The sequence below is a fragment of the Lactobacillus sp. W8172 genome, from assembly GCF_016102055.1.
Classification (GTDB): Bacteria; Bacillota; Bacilli; order Lactobacillales; family Lactobacillaceae; genus Lactobacillus; species Lactobacillus apis_A.
In genome coordinates, this window is the sequence record NZ_JACFPG010000001.1 from 674,171 (window position 1) to 695,260 (window position 21,090).

Consider the following 21,090-nt stretch of genomic DNA (forward strand, 5'->3'; position numbering starts at 1 on the left):
AATTAATCCTCCATTCCAGCTGGTGTTTTTTCATAAAACTTATTGTTACGTTCAATGAAGTCTGCAACTTGGAAAATGCTACCTTCATCAAAGCGCTTAGCCATCACTTGCAAACCAACTGGCATGCCATCAACAAGACCAGCAGGCACACTAGCAGCTGGAATTCCAGCCAAGTTAGCAGAAATGGTTAGAATGTCGTTATTGTACATTTTAATTGGATCAGAAATTTCACTACCAATGTTAAATGCAGGTGTAGTTGTGGTTGGCCCAACAATTACATCGTTATCAGCAAAAATCTTATCAAAGTTGTTACAAATCAATGTTCTAACCTTAGAAGCTTGTCTAAAGAAGCGGTCATATGAACCAGCTGATAAAGCAAATGAACCCAGCAAAATACGACGTTGAACTTCTTCGCCAAAACCTTCTGAACGAGATTTTACATATACGTCTAACAAGTTCTTGGCATCTTCAGCACGGTAACCATAGCGAATACCATCAAATCTCTGAAGATTTGATGAAGCCTCACTTGAAGCGATAATGTAGTAGTCAGGAACAACATATTTTGTTAATGGTAATGAAACTTCATTAATAATTGCACCAGCATCCTTTAAAACATCAATTTGGTTTTGGATTACTTCATGCATCTCACCATCAACGGCATCCATGTATTCTTTAACAACAGCAACACGCAGACCCTTAACGTCCTTGCCAATGTACTCTGTAAAGTCTGGTACTGCTCTTGTGGAAAGAGTTGAATCATGATCATCTGAACCAGCAATAACGTTAAGAACTTGTGCAGAAGTCTTTGCACGTTTACTCATAACACCAATTTCATCAAGTGATGAAGCAAAGGCAATAAGACCCCAACGTGAAACACGGCCATAAGTTGGTTTAATACCAAAAATACCATTAAAAGCTGAAGGCTGGCGAATTGAACCACCAGTATCAGAACCTAGTGCAGCAACGACTTGACCAGCAGCAACGGCTGCAGCTGAACCACCAGAAGAACCACCTGGAACCTTATCAAAGTCCCATGGGTTATGGGTAGCACCAAAATATGAATGCTCTGTTGAAGAACCCATGGCAAATTCATCCATGTTAGTCTTACCAACAAAGGTGACATGAGCCTTCTTCAAGCGATCAATAACAGTTGCATCATAAACAGGAATATAGTTATCCAAGATATGACTAGCTGCAGTTGTTTTGACATCTTTAGTGATGATGTTGTCCTTAATAGCAATTGGAATACCAGCTAATTTATTATTAGCAAAATCCAAGTCTTCATCAGGCTTTGCATCTTCTTGAACTGTAATCCAAGCATTTAGCTTTTCATCAGTCTTCTTAATATTTTCAACGGTGTCTTGCGCCAATTTGTCTGCAGACAAAGTTCCTTGGGCAAGTTTTTCATTTAATGAATCAATATCTTCGTTTAAATAGTTCATTACTCGTCCTCATCCTTATTAATAATTACAGGAACCTTGATAAAGCCATTGGCCTGTTCAGGAACATTTTTCATTAATTCTTCACGAGTTTCCCAGTGCTCAGGTTTATCTTCTCTAAACACAGTATCACGATCAACTACTTGCACCGTTTCCTCAACACCTTCAGTATCAACTTCTGATAATTGATCAGCCATGTTGATAATTGAGCTCATTTGCTCGGTAACTTTACCTATCTCTTTTTCATCAATTTCAAGTCGCGATAATCCCGCAACGTGCTTAATTGTTTCTTCTGTAATTTCCACGCATATACCTCCTTATTCGCCGCCATAAATATGGACTTGATAACTACTATCTCCTGATTCTTTCGCAACCAAGGCTTGAACATCATTAACAGAACCGATCTTTATTTCAAGAGGAACATTGTTAGGCAGATATTTTTTCGCCGTAGCCAAAACAAGACGAGTAAAACTCTGAATTTGTTCATAACCATAAAATTGAGTAGTAATTGAAATATTTTCTTGAACCAATTTTCCGTTTTCATAACGCAACGATGCTGTCACACCACTGATATTTGGAAAATAATTTTGAATTGATTCTTTAAAACTGTTAAAGCTGGATGCATCGTTACTGTTGATTGCCTTTTTACCACCAATCGTCGGTAACACTTCTGTTTGGGTATTAATAGTTTTCCATTTAGATATTTTACTACTATTAGCAGCCGCTGTCCCGCTCAAAAAGTAAGTTCCACTAACGAGTGAGTCCTTACTTTCTTTTGAAAAAAGGCCAATTGTGATTGGAATATTCTTCAAAGCTTTTTTCTTGCGCAAGCGTGTCACAACTTCTTGGGCTATTTTTTGCCCATATTGCTTTTGGTTTGAACGTGAAATGGCCATTTGATATTCAGGACCATCTTTTTTCTTCTGGTAATAATCAACCGAATTAATTGCTAAGCCAATGCTCATCCCCGCAATGTGATAACTTGAACCTGAACCATTCAAAAAGTCTTGTTCAATTATTTCTTCAAGATAGTATGGATTATATTTTTTCTTTGAACCAAGTTCAGGGTTAAGCCCTAAAGGATTGCCCTTTGATTTACGTCCCAGCCAATCATTGGCTACAGTCGTATTAATATATTGTCCCTCTTGGAAAACATAAGAATTAGGTGAATATACACCCTTCGAAATTTGAACCAATCCACGTTCAAGTTCACGCGTATCAACTGAATTATCATTACTAGTTGCAGTTAAACCAGTAATTGGACTAGTTACATAGTGACCATTTTTTAACAATACTGTATAGCCATTGTTACCAGTTTCAGTTGTTTGATATGTTTTAGTATTCGTATTTGTTGAAGTTTTGGCATTATTAGCCAAATTGGAATTTTTCAGATTCCCACAAGCACTTAAACTAAGTGCCGCCCCTAAAACCGCTATTATCTGTAAGTACTTTTTCACTTTAATTGTTCCTTTATTTAACTTGAGCAACTGCTTCTTCCTCAGTTAATAACGCTACACCAAGCTTCTGGGCCTTAGCATACTTAGAACCTGCATCCTTACCATAAATTACATAATCGGTTTTCTTTGAAACTGAACCAGTCACTTTTGCACCTAAAGCTTGTAATTTCTTCGTAAATTCACTTCGCGTGAAATGGGATAGTGTTCCAGTTAAGACAACTGTTTTACCTTTAAAGTAATTGTCAGGAATATCTTCAATTTGCTCTTCCGTTTCGCCCAAGTAATCCATATTAACGCCACTAGCTTGCAATTCTTTAACTAGTTCAACCACTTCATCCTGAGCAAAATAGGTTGTTAGCGATTCAGCAATTGTCATACCTATTGTATCGATAGCAGCAACCTCTTGCACGTCAGCTTCCATAATCTTTGCCATATTTTTAAACTTTTGTGAAATTAAACGGGCTGCCTTTGCACCGACATGATCAATTCCTAGACCAGTAAGCAAAAGTTCAACAGAATTACGCTTTGAATTATTAATTGCTGTTAACAGATTATTGATAGACTTATCTTTAAAATGATCAAGCTTAGCCAAATCACTTGCTTGCAAGTGATATAAATCTGCCACGTTATGGACAAGATCGTTGGAAATTAGTTGACGCACAATTTTGGGACCAAGACCATCAATATTCATTGCTGGCCTAGAAGCAAAGTGCGTAATTTCCTCTTCCATCTGTGCTGGACAAGATGGGTTCACACAACGTAAAGCCACTTCATCTTTTAAGTGAATCAATTTCTCGCCACAAGATGGACATTCAGTAGGAATTGGATATGGTTCAGAATCCTTAGGCCGTTTGGCTAACACAACCTCGGAAATTTCAGGAATGATATCGCCTGCCTTGTGCAGCATAACGGTATCACCAATTCGTACATCCTTTTGTTGTAATAAATCTGCATTGTGCAAAACGGCATGCGAGACCGTCGTTCCAGCAAGTTGTACTGGATCCATTATAGCAGTAGGCGTTACAACACCGGTGCGACCAACCGTCCATTTAATTTCATGAACCACAGTTTCCTGTTCTTCTGGCGGGAATTTATAGGCAATTTCCCAACGCGGAATTTTAACCGTATTGCCCAGTTCACTCTGTAAACCAAGGTCATCAACTTTTAAAACAATTCCGTCAATCCCATAAGCAAGTGAATCTCTTTTGGCTGTATATTCGTCGATAAAGTCAAAGATTTCATCCATCTTTGAAAGACGACGACCTGTTAAATCAGTGTGAAAGCCAAGATCAGTCATTTTTTCAATTGCTTGGTGCTGGCTCGTAATTTCTTCAGGAGGATTAACCCAAGTGTAAATATAGGTGCTCAGATTGCGATGCTTCGTAATATTGGCATCAAGCTGGCGCAATGAACCCGCAGCAGCGTTACGTGGGTTAGCAAAAGTTGTTTCACCTTTTTCGTCACGCTCTTGGTTTAACTTCGCAAAAGCTTCTTTTCCCATGTAACACTCGCCGCGGACCTCTGTAGTGAGTTTTTCGGGCAAGGTTTTCGGAATATCGGAAATAAAACGTGCATTAGCCGTTACATCTTCTCCAACTTGGCCATTACCACGGGTTGAAGCCCGCATTAATTTACCATCTTGATATTCAAGGTTAATTGATAAACCGTCAATTTTTAGCTCAACGTTATATGCAACCTCATGACCAACTTGCTTTTGCACCCGTTCATCAAATTCACGTAATTCCTGTTTCGAAAAAACATCCCCCATTGAAAGCATAGGAATCTTGTGCGTAACTTTGGTAAATTCACTACCGATTTGTCCACCCACTCGCTGAGTAATTGAATCCTGCGTTACGAGTTGGGGAAACTGTTGCTCAAGTTCGACCAAACGCTGATAGTTTTGATCATAAACATTATCTTCAACTTCTGGTGCATCATTGGAATAATATGCGTTAGCCCATTCGTCAAGTTTATCTCTGAGGGAAGCAACTTCTTTTCTAGCCTCATCAAGAGTTAAGTCTGCCATTTTGTTCCTCCTGATTAATTTTTATTTATGTTTTTCGCTTTAATTATACCTTTTTAATAGGAGCAAATGCTGCTAGAAGGCGTTTAATTCCTTTATTTGGAAACGCAATATCGAGCTCCATGTCTTCGCCTTCGCCGTTAACTTTCGTTACAACGCCGTGGCCCCAAGCTTTATGTTCAACTTGATCGCCAACATTCCAGCCCTTCTTTTCAGCACCAATTGCACCACCAGCAGGTTTTGCCTTTGGTGTGTAAACTTGAGCACGCGCACGTTCATCAACGTTAGCAAAAGGAGCTGTTTGAACTTGGAAATCACTATTTCCTACACCCTCTGGAACTGAGTTTTGCATGTCAAGATCATCGACATCAATTTCTTCCAAAAATCTTGAAGGTGGATTGTTTTGCATCCGACCAAACATCATTCTGGAATAAGCATTGGTCAAAAAGAGCTTTTCTTTGGCTCTAGTAATTCCAACATAGGCAAGTCTGCGTTCTTCTTCTAATTGATCATCTTCTAAAAGGGCACGAGAAAGTGGGAATAATCCGTCTTCCATGCCTACCAAAAAGACCACTGGGAATTCCAAACCTTTAGCTGCATGCAAGGTCATTAATGCGACCTGATCATCATTATTTTCTAAATCATCCTGATCACTTAACAATGAAACTTCTGCTAAAAAGTCACTTAAAGCGTTAGCATCATCTTCTTCAGGTTCATATTGATCGTCAAAACGTTTAGTAACTGAAAGAAATTCATCCAAGTTTTCCAGTCTTGTTTCGGCTTCAATTGTATGTTCTGCCTTAAGTGCATCTGTATAGCCAAAATCCTGCAAAATCTTTTCGGTTAGGCCTGTAACACTATGATCTTTGGCATATTCAATTGCATCACGTAATTTAGCACCAAAGTCACTCATTTTAGCTGCAGCACGTGTTGAAATGCCTGATATATTAATATGCTTAAAAGCGTCAATCAATGACAAGTTGTTTCCTTGTGCGACATCCATAAACTTGTCAACACTAACACGGCCAATTCCCCTTTTTGGCGTATTGATGATACGATTAAAACTCATTGAATCGTTTGGATTAGCAACCAGCTTGAGATAAGCCATGATGTCCATAATTTCTTTTCGATCGTAGAACTTGTGGCCACCTACAATTTGATAAGGAACATTTGACTTCACAAAAGCTTCTTCGACTGTTCTTGACTGGGCATTGGTCCGATACAAAACAGCAAAATCTTTGTAGGAGCGGTTATTATCATCAACTTCTTCTTGAATCTTGGAAATGATAAAGTGGGCTTCATCGTCACCACTTTGGGCACGGTAATAAGTAATCTTTTCGCCATCGCCCTGATCAGTCCACAAATTCTTTTTCTTGCGATTACGATTATTGTCGATTACTGCGTTGGCTGCGGACAAAATATGACCAGTTGAGCGATAGTTCTGCTCTAATTTGACAGTTTGAACCCCAGTATCGCGGTAATCATTTTCGAAGTTCATAATGTTTTCCATATTGGCGCCACGCCAGCCATAAATAGACTGATCTGCATCACCAACAACACAAATATTCTTATATTGTGCCGCTAATTCATGACATAATTCATATTGTGCTTGGTTAGTATCCTGATACTCGTCAACGAGCATATAACGGAATTTATTTTGATAATAATGTAAAACTTCAGGATCTTTTTTAAAGAGAACCAATGTCTGCATAATTAAATCATCAAAATCCATAATTTGGTCATGTTTCAACCGTTTTTGGTATTCGTGATAGACTTTAGCAGCCATTTTTTCAAAAGGTGATGCAGCACTATCCTCAAATGCTTGTGGCGTTAAGAGGTCATTTTTAGCATTTGAAATGGCAGACAAGATACCTCTGGGTTCATACATTTTAGGATTAATGTTCAGTTCTTTTTCAATGTGCTTAACCAAAGTCAATTGTTCGGCTGAATCCGCAATTGAAAAATTACGACCGTAGCCTATTTTATCTGAATCACGCCGTAAAATACGGACACATAAAGCATGGAAAGTTGACATCCAAATATCATTTGCGGCAGGACCAAGGAGTTTTTGTTCACGCTCGCGCATTTCGCTGGCTGCCTTATTGGTAAAAGTAATTGCCAGAATGTTCCAAGGCAAGACTTGTTTTTCTTCTACTAAGTAGGCAATTCGTCTTGTTAATACGGAGGTTTTGCCTGAGCCTGCACCAGCCACAACCAAGAGTGGACCCTCTGTCGTTTTTACGGCCTCTTTTTGTTGCGGATTTAATCCTGCCAAAATCGATTCTTCGCTCATTATAATTCCCTTCACAAATAAAATTATGTAACTAATTCATTGTACCAAAAAAGCAGGCAGCTTTTAGCAAGAATACCTGTTATTTATCAAAACGATCAAGGTTGTACTCCTCGATTAATTTAATTAATTTGGCCGCGTAATCAGGATCTGTGGCATAGCCGTCCTGAACTAATGCATGCGCCTGCTTTTGATAGTTTTTAGCAGCTAGAACATGCTTATACTGCTGACTATTCCACGTAGTACCTTTTTGGAAAAGCCGAGCATGCGCACGAATTGACGCTTCATAGGAATCATAGATTTGGAAGCGTGCCTTCACGACAATCCACTTACCCTTTTGGTATTCCTTTGTCTTCAAAATCGCTGAGGTATTCGGATTGCTGCCTTTCACGCCAAACAGATTATTGTACTTTTGTGACAGACTGCTCTGACCATAGTCACTCTCAAGACATGCCTGGGCAATTGTAATACTTGGAAGTAACTCAAATTCCTGATCAACTTCCTTGGCAATTGGTCCAATTTCTTTAATAAATGCTTTGTGCTGCCTAATAATCTTTTGTCTAGCTTCTTCACGGGCAAGTTGCTCTTGTCTAATTTGCTCCGTTTGAATTGCTTGCCGCCGATAATATCTAAACGCTACAAAAGCAATAATTAAAATAAATAAGATAATAAATGTTCGCAAAATAATAATAAAATTTGATTGCTTTTTGCCCCTACGTTTTTTTGGCATAGAAATTCCCTTACTCTTTTAGTTATTACTTTTTAGTATAACCTCTTTCAGACATAAAAATGTGCAATGTAATTAATTTTTAAAATAAAAAAGCACCTTTTTAGTAAAGGTGCTTTTATCGGATACAAAAAATGGAGCCGAAGCTCCATTAATTAGTGCGGGCAAGAAGACTCGAACTTCCACGATCAAAAAGCGATCACAAGATCCTTAGTCTTGCGCGTCTGCCAATTCCGCCATGCCCGCAACACATTCAATACTATACCTCAAAATGAAGTTTTGCACAAGACTTTTCTGGCAGTCTTTTTTATTAATCAACCATCTGTTCATTAACATAGCGCGCATATAAAGGATGTGATTTCATTAATTCATGATGCGTACCATGGCCTGTTATCTGACCATGTTCAATAAAGTAGATTTGATCAGCATTCACGATTGTGGCTAGCCGGTGGGCAATGACCAGCGTGGTACGATTTGTCATTAATTGGTCAAGTGCCTGTTGCACCTTGCGCTCTGATTCAGAATCCAAGCTAGCAGTTGCTTCATCTAACATCAAAATTTTGGGATTGCGCAAAAATGCACGTGCAATTGCAATTCGCTGTTTTTGTCCACCAGATAATTTGATGCCTCGTTCACCTATTTCAGTGTCTAATTGATGCGGAAAAGCACAGACAAAGTGATCGGCATAAGCAAGCTCTAACCCATGCCAAAGTTGTTCATCAGTCAGTTTTTGATCTAGTCCATAAACCAAATTGTCTCTAATCGTACCAGAGAAAATAGCGCTATTTTGGGACACGTAACCAATTTGTGAACGCCAACTCGCTAGCTCAATCTCATCAATATTTTGCTTGCCAATCAAAATTTGTCCAGTTGTTGGGTGATAGAAGCGCTCAATTAAGGCAAAAATGGTCGACTTTCCTGCGCCACTTGGCCCAGCAAAAGCAATTACAGAATTGGGCTTGGCAACAAACGAAATTGAACTTAAAACCGGTTCATCCGTCTCATAATTGAAACCCAGGTTTTCTGCCTTCAAAGTTTGATTAGCTATATCTGTCGGCTGACTTAAGTAACTTTTTTCTGGTTCAATTTGTAAAATTTGTTGGATCCGTTCGGTGGAACCTAAAGCTTTTTGAATCTGCGAGAAGAAGGTTGCAAAGTTGGCAAATGGCGCAATCACATTAAACAAGTAAAGTAAAAAGGCAACGAGTGATCCACTTGTTAATGAACCTTGCCCGACACGAATAAGTCCAAAAGCTAAAATGCCGGCAAATGCTGCCATCATCAGCGTTGTCATGATTGGCTGTAAGATAGCTTCAACGCGGGCATCGATCACTCCAATGTTAAAGATCTTATTAATCTTCTTTTTTCCACTTTGCTCTTCAAACTTTTCGCCGTTACTTGATTTAATCAGTCGGACTTCGGCTAATTTCTCACTGACATCACCGTTGAATTCAGCCGTTGCAGTTTGCAGCTTACGTCCAAGTCGCGCCATAATACGCCCCACCGGAAATAGAATTAAAATGACAACCGGCACAATTGTAAAAATTAAGACTGCCATTTGCCAATCCATCACAAAGAGAATAATTAAGGAAAAAAGCAGTTGGATGGCACCGGTAATAAAGTTGGGAAATTGTGAAGCAATTAAATCTTTGATTACTCCAGTATCATTAACAAGACGTGAACTAGTTTCCCCAGCCTTATTTTCATCAAAATAAGAAATCGGTAGTTTTAACAGATGCGACCAAAGTTTTTCACGTAAGCTTTTTACGACACTTTCACCGAAGTAGCGCAAAATATAACCACCAAGTGTACCCAAAACTAGCTGAGCTACAAAAACAACAATGATTAACACCATACTTCGGTAGTTGAACTTATTCCACTTACTTGTATCAACCAAATTACGTGTCAATAATGGCAATAGTAAATTAGCTACACTCGTAACTAAACTGAAAAGCAAACCGGCAGCAAAGAGTCCTTTCTTTACTTTTAGTCCCTTTAAAAGCTGTAAAAAGTCTTTCATTTTAACCGTTTTTGTCTTAGTTTGGTCAGACTTAAATGTCATTAGTAGTACCGACTTTCTTAATTAAAAAAAAGCTTTTCAATTACTGAAAAACTTTTTCTTTTTTCTAACTACAATTCGTTATCTTCATTATGCCAAAATTCACGCCAAAAGTCGCGGTCGCCATGCCAATTTTTGTCAAAATCACAGTACTTCTTAAAATCTTCACTATTATAATCATGACAGTGATCACGATAATGATGGTGCCCATGCATCCGGTGACAGAGATCTCTCATCTCTTCTTTTGAATACTCATGATTTTCAGCATATTTGCGCCATTTGCTATAAGCCTTCATACGGACTGTTGGATCAACAAACTTTTGCGCATGTTGCTTAAAGTCTTCGTCCCAACCATCAGCTATTTTTTCCAAGTAATGGCTAAATTGGGTTTGCTCTTCTTCATCTAGACCGGCAAAAAATGAACCTGTGTCTTGGGCCTTCTTTAATTCATCTAAACGAGCTGCTTCTTCTCGACCTTCTTCAGTTAGATAAACCCGTTTAACACGCTTATCCTGTTCATCTGTCTCACGTCGAATGGAGCCCTTAGCTTCCATTTTCTTTAAAAGTTCAGCTAAGGATCCAGGTTTAAGCGCCAGAATTTCAGCTAAATAGTTTTGGGTTAGGCCATCTTCAAGTCTAAGGACTGCCAAGACACGTTTTTGACCAGAAATAGGCTGCTTATTCTCAAACATAAAGTAGCGACTGGCACGCATAATAAAATAAAGTTGCTTCATTAACTTATCACTTGTTTGACTCATGATAAAACTCCTTTTGTTTTTCTATTTTTTATTTTTGTTAGGTACCTAATTTCTGCAAGTTGATTATAGTTTGGCACCTAACGATTTGTCAAACAAAATCCATGAAAACGGTAACTTTATTTTTAAATTAGCTTTTTAACAGCCTTAAAGGGCCACCACATTTACCGCAAGCATAGCGGCGTACGTTAATGCGGCGAACCCGTTTAAACTTTTGGCCACACTGCTGGCATTTATAAACAAATTTTGGTTTTTGCTTCTTGCGCAACCCAATATCAGGTGCGTAGCGACTGCCTCCAACTTTTTTCAGCAATAACTTAAAATCGGTATCACGATGGCGGTAACCGCGGTTTTGCAGGTGTAAATGATAGTGTGTTAGTTCATGCTTGATGATTCCAACCAATTCATCATGATATTGCGGTTGAAAAAAATGTGCATTTATCTCAAGGTGATGATCAGCTAAATGATAGCGTCCCCCAGTTGTTGTCATTCGTCGATTAATCTTAACCTGATGCAGGAAAGGACGGTTAAATGATGTCAGCGAAACATGTTCAACTAATTCCTGCAATTCTGATTCAGTTAGTTCACCTGAAGAATTTGGCATAAAGCGCCGCCTCTTTTTGCGTTTTAATTCTTACTTTGAACGCTGTAACAAGTTTTCTTTTTAGTGGCTTCCCGCCTTCCATCCAAGTACCCGTAAATACATGGATAGTCTTAGAATCAGCTGATGGGTTGCATAAAACGCCATCTGGGTAAACATAAATTCCCTCTTTAAGCTCTTGTTCTTGGTTGTTAGGCTTAGCACCATACTTGTTTTTTAAAATATCCGAAACAGAGACCGTGTTAACACCAGCCAATTGATCGGCTCGGTCGAAAGTAAAGTCGCGATCATCGTAATAGTCCAGCATATCCTTCAGTAGTGGATGGTGTTTTTCGGCACCAAAAACTGCCGTAAAAGGATTGTCCTTGTTTTCAAAACCAACAAAAGCGTGATTATTAAGCAAACTTGTCAAATCGTCAAGGACGAGTACATCAGTATCCAAATAAATGCCGCCGTATTCATAAACAGCCTTGGCACGAATATAGTCGGAAACGAAGGCCCATTTTTTTGCTTGATAGGCTTGTTCAACGTATTTGTTCTCATGAATGTCAAAATTATCCTCATTCCACTCAATAATTTTGTAGTCCTGCAAGTGTTTGCGCCAAGTTTTTAGACAACGCTGAATATTTTTGGGCTTAGGATTGCCTCCAACCCAAACATAATGAATTATTTTTGGAATCATTTTTAACCTCTAGTAAAAAGTTTCTTAACTAACATAATAATGTCCTGATTAAAATCAAGCTTAAATAGGAACATAAGGGCAAAATATAGGATAAACATTACAATTGATTTGATAGCCATATTGAAAAAGGCTGACGGAACAAGCTGCGGAATAAGCATCCCCACTACTAAGACAATCAGAGCTATCAACAGATATTTCGGAATCTCTTTAAAGGAATACTTAAAATCATATCCGTCACGCACTATCCACAACCGCAAAATCAAGACGATGAATTCAGTAATCAAAATTGCAATCATCGCACCCGTTGCGCCATACAATCTGTCCAAGAAGTAACTTAGAACTACTTCAAGAATCGCACCAACTATTACTGGGATTGCATAATCTTGGTCACGATGATTTGCCAAGGCGAACTGGTTAGCAAAAACGCCCCCAGTTGGTATCATCACTATTGTTAGTGCAAAGAAGAACATTAACGGCGTCATCGGAATAAATTTGTGACCAAAAAAGAAGGGAACAAATTCTTTTGTATTCGCCATAATAATCACTGCAAACAATGTTCCTAGCATGACGGTTGCTTCAAGCGATTTTTTCAGAATAACACGCTGCTCTTTTTTACCTTCACCAGCCATTTTGGGCATAATGACTAGTGAAATACTTGTAACAACTCCCAAAACCATATTTGAAATACGTTGAGAATTGTCATAGTAGGCCACCTGAGTTGAGTTTTGGAAAAGACCTAAAATCGGCTTGTCAAGTGAAGTATAGATTTGCGTCGCAATTTGCGGAATTAATAATGTAATAATAGATTTAATTGTCGCTTGATACTGATAAAAGTGCTTAACTGGTCCCCCAACATAGCGCCAAATATCAAACCAGAAAACAAATGAACCAAGCATCGTTGAAACGGACATAATCAACATATATTTCCACAAGTCGCCTGGCTGTTTAACCCATAATAAAATCAAAACAACTGAAACTAGTTTAACCGCCGTATTTTTTAAAACAACACGACCAAAGTCTGCCAACCCTTGGAAAAACCATGAAATATCAACTTGAGCTGAGATTAAATATGGCACCATCAACAAGATGTATTGCCAATACTTAATATGGAAAAAACACGCAACTAAAACAACAATTAGAATCGTAACCAAGCCCGCTAATGCTTGAAAATACCATAAACCCCAAAATGCTTCAGTTAATTCTTGTGGGCTTTTAAATGCTCGTGTTTGCGAAATTGTCCTCATTCCAATATATGAAACTGATAATGTACAAAAGATCATTAAGAACTGGACAATATTATTAACATTACTATAAATACCATAAGTTTTGGGGCCTAAAATTCTCGATAAGTATGGCACCGTAATCAACGGCACTAGCACAAGGAAAATTTGGTAAACCGCGTTATACAAGATATTTAAAAAAGTTTTTTTCACAACTTACCCTCTAATGTTCTTCATTAACTTAACAACATTTTCGCAATTTGACTCAGCTTGAACTTGGTTGGATAGGTTTAGCCAATAATGTCGCTTTTGCTGAAACTGGTCAGGTTTGTCCAATGCTTCTAAAAGTTCTTGTTGGGTTTTCACACATATTCCAGGAACAACATCTTCATATGGCCCCATTAGTAAACCACGCTTTTCTTCATATTGCTGCAAATAGTTGGTGAGGAAAATAATTGGCTTATCGATTGTTAAATAATCAAAGTAAATTGACGAGTAATCAGTAATCAAAAAATCAGTATTGCCTAACAATTCGTACAGGTCAACATCTTGCTGGTTGAGATAATCATTGTTAAGGAAGGTAATATTAGAAAAATTACTATGAAGATCTTCAAATAAGCGCATTTCATACGGATGCAATTTAACAATTAAATACTGCTGATTTTGTTTTAAATTATGATTCAATTGTTCAATATCAAAGTCAGCCAGCGTTAAAAAGTTACCTTGTTCAACCTGTCTCATAATCTGACTGTCTTCCATTTCATAGCGAAATGTTGGCATGTAAATACCAATTTTGGCATCAGCATCTTCGACTTTAAACAAATCCATCAATAACTGCTTTTTGCTAATGGCAGGATTTTTTAAAGTATCAAGTCGAGGAAAGCCAGTTTTTTGATACTTATCAGTTTCAATGCCGCAGCACGCACTCATCAAACTTTCGTATAAGTCACTACTTGAACAAACAATATCAGCATTTTTTTGCCATAATTTGGCGTTACGCTGATCCGTTTTTCTGGTAGTATTATTTGCCATTATTCCCATTCGTTTAAGTGGAATACCATGCCAAAACTGGATGTTAATCTGCTTAGCATGAACTTTAAATGGCTGGTGTGTGGTCAAAACAAATTTAGCCGCGCCGATTTCGCGCCAAGTTTTAAGCGGTAAATGCGAAGACGGCCACGGTTCAACAAGTGTAACTTCATATTCTGGATGACTTTTTTCCAGGTACTTGCCAAACAAATAGCCATTTGAGCCTGACCTGCCTGCCCCATTAAGAATAACCACTTTATTATCTTGCATTGGCGTAAAACGAGCAACCAGCTTCATTAATGCCAGATATAATCGAAACAAAAAACTCTTCATTATTTAACTTCCCAATTTCTTACTTAGTATAAGAGTACAGAAAAAGCTTGAGTGAACTCAAGCTTTTTTGCTTTATTTTTTAGTTTTTTAATCATTAAAAAAGATTTTTGCATCAATCAAAATAATCTCATATCGATTAACAGATGTTTACCATTTACATTCTCAACTCACTAGTTTTCAAAAAGACCAGTTGATTGCCTAGTAAATCGCAAGTGGCTCCTTATGATCAGGCTTTGGGTAAGCTTGGTCTAAAGTTTGCAAGTCTTCTTGAGTTAATTCAATCTCTAATGCTTTTACGTTAGACAATAAATGCTCTGAGCTACTGCTTTTAGGAATCGCTAAAACATCTGGTTGTTGCATCACCCAAGCTAATAAAATTTGATAAGCAGTCGCATGATGTTGCTCAGCAACTTGCAAGACCGCCTGATTTTTCATCATTGTACTTCCCATTTTTGCGCCTCGTCCTAATGGGCTATATGCAATTAGTGGAACTTGTTTTTCTCTTTGCCAAGGAAGCAAACTGTATTCAATTCCTCGAGTTTCCAAGTTATATAAATCTTCATTAGCAGCACAATTACGCCCGCTGGGTAATTGCCATAGTTCTTCCATGTCAGCTAAGTCAAAATTTGAAACACCTCAAGCATGGATAAGGCCCTCATCTTGTAAAGACTGTAGCTCAGCAATAGTCTCTTCCAATGGTATTGCCCCGCGCCAATGGTAAAGATACAAATCAAGATAATCTGTTTGAAGTCGCTTCAAACTATTTTCTAGACTTCGTCTCATATGTTCCGCAGACGCATTTGAAGGTAACACTTTAGAAATCAAGAAAATATTAGACCGTTGGTAAGTTTTGATTGCCTCACCTACCAACTTTTCAGAACGACCATTGCCATACATCTCAGCCGTATCAATTACGCGTAAACCCGCATCAAGCCCAGCACGAATTGCAGCAATTTCTTCAGTTCTTATTTCTGGTTTATCGCCCATTTCCCATGTACCAATCCCTAAAGCAGGGACTTCATGATGAGCAATTGTAACAGTCTTCATAAAATAGCTCCTTTCTACAAATATTATTTGCATACTACTCATTTTTGATTTTAGCACACTCTTTATTGTAACCGATAACAATCCGAATTCTGAAGAAGTCCCACAATTCCTTTTCTTATCTTTTGAAACTTGTGCATTTTACACAAGCAAGGAAATTGTATTTCAACAACATAGTCAATAAAATGAGACTAGTAAGAGGTGGGAAAAATGAATAATTCTTTTACAAATATCAATTCAACTAAATTAACCTTTAAACAATGGCTAATAATTCTGGGCTCAAACCTTCTAGCCTATTGCTGTTTAATGATGCCTGGCATCCAAATCCCAGATTTTTTAATCTTCGATGAAAACCATCCAACTTTTGTAAGTGGTATATTTCAAATACTAATAGTTGCGCTTTTTCTTGGAATCCAAATTTTGGGTGTTCAACTAGCTACTGGTAATAGATGGCACCGCTTATTTCATGGTCTTAAGCTAAAAGAGTGGCTCTGGGTTCTAGCTTTCTTTATTTTAGCTTACATTATTTCTGTTTTATCGGGGATAATTGCGCAAAAACTATTCGGATCTGTTTCTGGTAATGCCGCAGCAGGCTTAACAATGAAAACACCACACGTCTGGCTAATCTTTTTTTATCAAAGATTTAGTAGCGCTATCCAAATTTTAGGTGAAGAGTTCTTGGCAATTATGCCACTATTGGCAGTCACGCAATTGGCTACCTCTGCAAAGTTGCCGCACCCGCTATTATGGGGAAATATTGCTTCTACTTTAATTTTTGCGCTACTTCATCTATCAACATACGATTATAACCTTGGCTATGTCATTTTAGGTTTAGCATTTACACGGTTAGTTCTAAACTGGGCTTTTACAAAAACTCATAATATTTGGGTTAGCTTTTTAGTTCACTTTTTATTCGACACATTATCCTTTTTGATTTTATTACTAGCTACGAAATAAAAATAATCTTTTAATTAAAGGGCAGCTAACTGAACTAGTTATTCAGCTGGCTGCCTTTCGTATTATTAAAATCAATTTATTTTTTATTGTTTAAGCGAAATTTGCCATCAACATTCGAATTAATGATATAAGTCATTTCATCTCCACGAACCACATAATGTGAAAATTCCAATGGTTGATCGAACTGATTATAAACTGTCTTATTAACCTCAAATAATGGTATTACCTTATCGAGTTTAAGCAGACTAGTTTGTTTTGCAGTTGGCAGACTTGTACTAATTTCACGATATGAATTTGCTGGTAATTCATGATATTTCTGTTCAAGATATTCATATAAAGAAGAGTCAGAGTTAATATTAACTAGCAAATCAGGAAACCGCTCAGCAGATAACCAAGCTTCATCTATCCCCAAAGGTGTTTTTTCAATTTCAGAAAGTCGTTTGATGTAAATTAAATCCGCATCATCAGGTAACATTAATTTCCTGGCAATATCGACGTTCTTGATGATTTCACGTTTCAAAATTTTGGTCTCACTCTTTTTATCAAGCGAAAGCGCAAATTCTGAAAAGCCTTGAATCTGATCCAACTTACCTATCATCTTCTTAGCGTTAACATATGAGCCTTTACCTTGAACGGTAACAACTAATCGCTCCTCGGTTAGCAACTTTAAAGCCTTACGAACTGTTATCCTACTTACGTTGTACTTTTGGCACAAGTACTGTTCACTAGGCAATTTTTGTTCCGGCTTTAATTCATTACTTTGAATTTGCTTTTTAATATCAAGGTATATCTTGCGGTAAAGCGGAACTACTGTTTCAATTGTCTCATCAGATCTCATTACAACACTCCTCAATACCACAATATTACTAAATTAAAATTGAAATAACAAACACTAAGTGCTTACTTTTTATTGTTAAAAACAGGAAAACCGTTAGCCAAAGTGCTAACGGTTTTTATTCTATCTTACTTTATAGATCTCTTATATTTTCTTAGCTTCTTCAAAGCCCATTCATAGTGACTAGAAGTATTGGCAATAAAATATGTACCTAGAGCATTATTGCCTGTCCATGGGAAAACATTCTTTTGGAATAGTTCATCATTTGTATAGGAGTCAATTAAAGCCATTGTTTTCTTATGACTTTGAGCAAGTAGCTCTTCCATTTCTTCAAGAGGAATTGATTGGTCGTTCTTCCAAAACTCTTGGTTCATTTCGCCATAATTACGCCAATTATAGCCCTCTGGTAAATATTCTTTTGGTTTGCCAGCTTGATTACTATCAATCCAGTCAATTAATAATTTTTGCCATTCATATAAATGAGCTAATACATCTCTAACGTTGTGGTCGCGTTTCCAATGTGCTTCTTTTAATTTACTAGTATCAAAATCAAAGTCAGCTGTACGTGCCTCTTCAGGTAATGAAGCAATTAAATCAACTATCTTTTGATATGCTGTATTACTTGCTTCAATTAAATCAGTTTTATTTGTTGGTCGTGCCATCGATAAACTCTCCTATAAACTTGTTTTACGTTTCGACCAGCCAAGTATAATTAAATAAGTAAACTTTTGCAATTGTTATTTAACCGTACTTCTACGACCACGAGCCATCATCCAAAACCATGTGTCCGTTGCCAAGATCAACCATCGTCTTATTTACATATTGATGCCGATGTGCATGATAATCAGACAGCTGCTTTTTCTGCTCAGCAATCGGATCTGTAATCGGAATTGCGGTCAACAAACTTTTAGTATAGGGATGCTTCGGGTGATCAAAGATTTCATCTGTAGGACCTGACTCAACGATGTGCCCTAAGTGAATAACGCCAATGTGACTTGAAATGTGCTTAACCATTGCTAAATCATGCGCAATAAATAGCATCGCACTTCCAGTTTCTTCTTGAATATGTTGCAGCAAGTTAACAACCTGAGCTTGAACAGAAACGTCAAGGGCTGAAATTGCTTCATCGGCAATAATTAAGCGGGGCTGCATAATAACAACACGTGCAATGCCGACTCTTTGTCTCTGCCCACCAGATAGTTCTTGTGGGTAACGGTTGATAAAAGAGCTATCGAGACCAACGACTTTTAGCATTTTGAGAACGCGCTCTTGCTTTTCCTCTTTACTTAATTCTGGATAATGGATATCTAGGCCAAGCTTTATAATGTCGCCAACTTTTTTCCTTGGATTTAACGATGACATCGGATCTTGAAAGATCATCTGCATATCTTTACGTAATTTTGAAGTACGCTTTTTATCTAAAGTGCCACCTATCTGTTCACCTTCAAAAATCACTTCACCGTATGTTGGTTTGTAAAGTCTGATAATTGAACGACCAATTGTCGTTTTCCCACTACCGGATTCACCAACAAGGCCAAAAGTTTCCCCGCTAGCAATATTAAAAGAAACATCATCAACGGCTTTAACTACTTTTTTCTTCCCAATTGGAAAATACTGTTTTAAATGGTGTACTTCAAGAATATTATTCGCCATCAGTTTCAGCTTCTTTCTTCATTTTTTCAATTCTCCTTTTAAGTACCGTCGGTATTTCTACTTTAGGTGCTCTTTTATCGAGAAGCCAAGTAGCAGCATAATGATGATCATTAATTTCAAACATTGGAGGTTGTTCTTTAAAGTCAATATTTAATGCATACTTGTTTCGTGGTGCAAAAGCATCACCAACAACTGGTTGGGTTAAGTCTGGAATTGTCCCAGCAATTGTTGGCAATTCTTTAACCGATTCATTTACATCAGGTACTGATTCAAGTAGTCCCCAAGTATATGGATGACGTGGGTCAAAGAAAATATCTTCAGTTGTGCCAGTTTCGACAATCTTACCAGCGTACATAACATTAACATTAGTAGCAATATTGGCCACAACACCAAGGTTATGTGTAATAAAAATCACTGATAACTTACGGCTTTTTTGAATGTCCTTAATCAAATTTAGAATTTTAGCTTGAATTGTTACATCAAGGCCTGTTGTCGGTTCGTCACAAATCAATAAACTAGGATTACCCGATAACGCAATCGCAATAACAATTCTTTGCCTCATCCCTCCTGACAGTTGATGTGGATACTGTTTCTTTACCACGTCAGCATTTTGAATTCCGACTGTCTCAATTAATTCTAGAACACGTTTATTTAATTGTTCCTTATTAATTTGGGGATTCGATGCTTTTACTGCCTCGGCAATCTGCTTTTCAATTTTCATTGTTGGATCAAGTGAAGTCATTGGGTCTTGAAAGACCATGGCAATTTCCTTACCCTTAATCTGACTTTGGACTTCTTTAGGACTTATCTTTAAAAGGTCAACTGTCTTTTGTCCATTTTCAGTTTGGTAGGTAAAGTTAATTTCACCTGATTTAATTACTTGATTGGCTTCCTTTTCACCCATAATCGGTTTAACGCTAGCTGACTTCCCACAACCAGATTCACCAACTAAAGCAACAGTTTCCCCTTTATTTACCTTGTAGTTAATCCCTCTAACTGCTTGTACATCACCGTGTTCGGTATGATACTCAACTTGTAAGTTTTTTATTTCTAGAACTGTTTCAGTCATGGTTTCACCTAGCTTCCTTCAATCGCATCACGTAAGCCATCAGCAATGATATTGAAACTTAACATGATTAAGGCCAAAAATAGGACTGGGAAGAATACCATGTAAGGATAAACGATCGCCTGCGTATAACCATCATTAATCATTGTTCCCAATGAAGCTAGTGGAGCAGGAACACCTAAACCAATAAAGGCCAAGAATGCTTCCAAAAAGATTGCATTTGGAATTGACAGCATGAAAGTTGTAATAATCTGACCAAGTGTATTGGGCAAAATTTGCGAGAAAATAATCTTAAAATTAGATTCCCCCATTGTTCTGGCCGACAAAACATATTCGCGCGACTTCAATTCAAGTACTTGAGCCCGAACTATTCTACTCATGTTAATCCAACCAACAATCATCATCGCCGTAATAATACTAATTAGTCCTGGTTTCATTACCAAAACTAAAAGCGTAACGATAATAATCATTGGAATTGTACTTAAAATTTCAGTAATTCGTTGCATGAATAAATCAATCTTGCCACCAAAGTATCCTGAAATAAGTCCGTAGCTCGTACCTATTACTAAGTCGATAGCCATCGCAACCAAGGCAACTCGTAATGAAACGGAGGTTCCGGCTGCTACCCTAACAAAAATATCTCTCCCTAAATTGTCTGTACCAAACCAATGGCCATTTGTACCTGGAGCTAAATTTGATTGATTTGGATAAGGTGTAGTTGGAGAAAACTGGCTAAAATGCGGTGCCAAAAAGGCAATTAACGTAATAATAACCAGTACCACAACACTGACAACTGCTCCCTTATTTCTTAAAAAGCGATGCCAAATTAATTGACCGTATGAATATGACTTACCCGAATAATGGTCCTCGACTTCGGGATTTTGGGCAAATTCAAAATCATTGTTTTTATTATCTGTCAT

At 37.7% G+C, this 21,090-nt stretch carries 18 protein-coding genes, 1 tRNA gene and 1 pseudogene; 1 reads left to right on the top strand and 19 read right to left on the bottom strand.

Annotation, left to right across the window (positions count from 1 at the left end; translation table 11 throughout):
• Positions 1-2: 2 nt before the first annotated feature.
• The 14 genes and pseudogenes from gatA to H3R21_RS03165 form a co-directional block, all read right to left on the bottom strand.
• Positions 3-1,442, bottom strand: a complete 1,440-nt coding sequence (gene gatA / locus H3R21_RS03100; RefSeq protein ID WP_198182941.1) for an Asp-tRNA(Asn)/Glu-tRNA(Gln) amidotransferase subunit GatA — start codon at positions 1,440-1,442, stop codon at positions 3-5.
• Complete coding sequence (gene gatC, locus H3R21_RS03105; protein ID WP_046306342.1) at positions 1,442-1,744, bottom strand: Asp-tRNA(Asn)/Glu-tRNA(Gln) amidotransferase subunit GatC; 303 nt, start codon at positions 1,742-1,744, stop codon at positions 1,442-1,444. Before gatC ends, gatA begins: the two co-directional genes overlap by 1 nt.
• A 12-nt stretch (positions 1,745-1,756) precedes the next feature.
• Positions 1,757-2,896: a CamS family sex pheromone protein gene (locus tag H3R21_RS03110; protein WP_198183081.1), complete on the bottom strand. Its 1,140-nt coding sequence runs from the start codon at positions 2,894-2,896 to the stop codon at positions 1,757-1,759.
• Positions 2,897-2,909: 13 nt separating this feature from the next.
• The gene (gene ligA / locus H3R21_RS03115) at positions 2,910-4,922 is read right to left on the bottom strand and encodes an NAD-dependent DNA ligase LigA (protein ID WP_198182943.1); all 2,013 of its coding nucleotides are present in this window, start codon (positions 4,920-4,922) and stop codon (positions 2,910-2,912) included.
• A 43-nt stretch (positions 4,923-4,965) separates the two neighbouring features.
• Positions 4,966-7,212 carry a DNA helicase PcrA gene (gene pcrA, locus H3R21_RS03120; protein WP_198182945.1) on the bottom strand — a complete coding sequence of 749 codons (2,247 nt, stop codon included), beginning with the start codon at positions 7,210-7,212 and terminating at the stop codon, positions 4,966-4,968.
• Between the two features lie 79 nt (positions 7,213-7,291).
• On the bottom strand, positions 7,292-7,939 hold the full coding sequence (locus H3R21_RS03125; protein ID WP_109715234.1) for a glycoside hydrolase family 73 protein: 648 nt from the start codon (positions 7,937-7,939) through the stop codon (positions 7,292-7,294).
• A 156-nt stretch (positions 7,940-8,095) separates the two neighbouring features.
• Positions 8,096-8,182 (bottom strand) — tRNA-Leu (locus H3R21_RS03130).
• 64 nt (positions 8,183-8,246) lie between these two features.
• Complete coding sequence (locus tag H3R21_RS03135; protein ID WP_198182948.1) at positions 8,247-9,998, bottom strand: ABC transporter ATP-binding protein; 1,752 nt, start codon at positions 9,996-9,998, stop codon at positions 8,247-8,249.
• Positions 9,999-10,066: 68 nt separating this feature from the next.
• Positions 10,067-10,753 carry a MarR family winged helix-turn-helix transcriptional regulator gene (locus H3R21_RS03140; protein ID WP_198182950.1) on the bottom strand — a complete coding sequence of 229 codons (687 nt, stop codon included), beginning with the start codon at positions 10,751-10,753 and terminating at the stop codon, positions 10,067-10,069.
• Positions 10,754-10,880: 127 nt separating this feature from the next.
• Positions 10,881-11,354: a SprT family protein gene (locus tag H3R21_RS03145; protein WP_198182952.1), complete on the bottom strand. Its 474-nt coding sequence runs from the start codon at positions 11,352-11,354 to the stop codon at positions 10,881-10,883.
• Positions 11,335-12,033: a glycosyltransferase family 32 protein gene (locus H3R21_RS03150; RefSeq protein WP_198182954.1), complete on the bottom strand. Its 699-nt coding sequence runs from the start codon at positions 12,031-12,033 to the stop codon at positions 11,335-11,337. Before H3R21_RS03150 ends, H3R21_RS03145 begins: the two co-directional genes overlap by 20 nt.
• A gap of 2 nt (positions 12,034-12,035) precedes the next feature.
• A complete protein-coding gene (locus H3R21_RS03155; RefSeq protein WP_198182956.1) occupies positions 12,036-13,466 on the bottom strand; it encodes an oligosaccharide flippase family protein in 1,431 nt (476 codons plus the stop codon).
• 3 nt (positions 13,467-13,469) lie between these two features.
• Positions 13,470-14,615: a CDP-glycerol glycerophosphotransferase family protein gene (locus H3R21_RS03160; protein ID WP_198182959.1), complete on the bottom strand. Its 1,146-nt coding sequence runs from the start codon at positions 14,613-14,615 to the stop codon at positions 13,470-13,472.
• 198 nt (positions 14,616-14,813) lie between these two features.
• Positions 14,814-15,662: pseudogene (locus tag H3R21_RS03165) on the bottom strand (aldo/keto reductase).
• A 207-nt stretch (positions 15,663-15,869) separates the two neighbouring features.
• Here H3R21_RS03165 and H3R21_RS03170 point away from each other — a divergent pair.
• Entirely contained in the window at positions 15,870-16,616 is a 747-nt protein-coding gene (locus tag H3R21_RS03170; RefSeq protein WP_198182961.1) for a type II CAAX endopeptidase family protein, read from the top strand.
• A 76-nt stretch (positions 16,617-16,692) separates the two neighbouring features.
• Here H3R21_RS03170 and H3R21_RS03175 read toward each other — a convergent pair whose 3' ends face one another.
• The 5 genes from H3R21_RS03175 to H3R21_RS03195 form a co-directional block, all read right to left on the bottom strand.
• Positions 16,693-17,454: a GntR family transcriptional regulator gene (locus H3R21_RS03175; protein WP_198182963.1), complete on the bottom strand. Its 762-nt coding sequence runs from the start codon at positions 17,452-17,454 to the stop codon at positions 16,693-16,695.
• Between the two features lie 125 nt (positions 17,455-17,579).
• A complete protein-coding gene (locus H3R21_RS03180; RefSeq protein ID WP_046306316.1) occupies positions 17,580-18,113 on the bottom strand; it encodes a ClbS/DfsB family four-helix bundle protein in 534 nt (177 codons plus the stop codon).
• A 91-nt stretch (positions 18,114-18,204) separates the two neighbouring features.
• Positions 18,205-19,104 (bottom strand): ABC transporter ATP-binding protein, encoded by a 900-nt coding sequence (locus H3R21_RS03185; protein WP_187157637.1) that lies wholly within the window; start codon positions 19,102-19,104, stop codon positions 18,205-18,207.
• Positions 19,094-20,173 (bottom strand): ABC transporter ATP-binding protein, encoded by a 1,080-nt coding sequence (locus H3R21_RS03190; protein ID WP_198182965.1) that lies wholly within the window; start codon positions 20,171-20,173, stop codon positions 19,094-19,096. The genes H3R21_RS03185 and H3R21_RS03190 overlap by 11 nt, the downstream gene beginning before the upstream one ends.
• A gap of 8 nt (positions 20,174-20,181) precedes the next feature.
• Positions 20,182-21,090 (bottom strand): ABC transporter permease, encoded by a 909-nt coding sequence (locus H3R21_RS03195; protein ID WP_074425665.1) that lies wholly within the window; start codon positions 21,088-21,090, stop codon positions 20,182-20,184.

Bases quoted from the DNA above. Each gene is read 5' to 3' on its own strand.
- gatA (WP_198182941.1), bottom strand. From the start codon at position 1,442: ATGAACTATTTAAACGAAGATATTGATTCATTAAATGAAAAACTTGCC.
- ligA (WP_198182943.1), bottom strand. From the start codon at position 4,922: ATGGCAGACTTAACTCTTGATGAGGCTAGAAAAGAAGTTGCTTCCCTC.
- pcrA (WP_198182945.1), bottom strand. From the start codon at position 7,212: ATGAGCGAAGAATCGATTTTGGCAGGATTAAATCCGCAACAAAAAGAG.
- H3R21_RS03125 (WP_109715234.1), bottom strand. From the start codon at position 7,939: ATGCCAAAAAAACGTAGGGGCAAAAAGCAATCAAATTTTATTATTATT.
- H3R21_RS03135 (WP_198182948.1), bottom strand. From the start codon at position 9,998: ATGACATTTAAGTCTGACCAAACTAAGACAAAAACGGTTAAAATGAAA.
- H3R21_RS03140 (WP_198182950.1), bottom strand. From the start codon at position 10,753: ATGAGTCAAACAAGTGATAAGTTAATGAAGCAACTTTATTTTATTATG.
- H3R21_RS03145 (WP_198182952.1), bottom strand. From the start codon at position 11,354: ATGCCAAATTCTTCAGGTGAACTAACTGAATCAGAATTGCAGGAATTA.
- H3R21_RS03150 (WP_198182954.1), bottom strand. From the start codon at position 12,033: ATGATTCCAAAAATAATTCATTATGTTTGGGTTGGAGGCAATCCTAAG.
- H3R21_RS03160 (WP_198182959.1), bottom strand. From the start codon at position 14,615: ATGAAGAGTTTTTTGTTTCGATTATATCTGGCATTAATGAAGCTGGTT.
- H3R21_RS03170 (WP_198182961.1), top strand. From the start codon at position 15,870: ATGAATAATTCTTTTACAAATATCAATTCAACTAAATTAACCTTTAAA.
- H3R21_RS03175 (WP_198182963.1), bottom strand. From the start codon at position 17,454: ATGAGATCTGATGAGACAATTGAAACAGTAGTTCCGCTTTACCGCAAG.
- H3R21_RS03180 (WP_046306316.1), bottom strand. From the start codon at position 18,113: ATGGCACGACCAACAAATAAAACTGATTTAATTGAAGCAAGTAATACA.
- H3R21_RS03185 (WP_187157637.1), bottom strand. From the start codon at position 19,104: ATGGCGAATAATATTCTTGAAGTACACCATTTAAAACAGTATTTTCCA.
- H3R21_RS03190 (WP_198182965.1), bottom strand. From the start codon at position 20,173: ATGACTGAAACAGTTCTAGAAATAAAAAACTTACAAGTTGAGTATCAT.
- H3R21_RS03195 (WP_074425665.1), bottom strand. From the start codon at position 21,090: ATGACAGATAATAAAAACAATGATTTTGAATTTGCCCAAAATCCCGAA.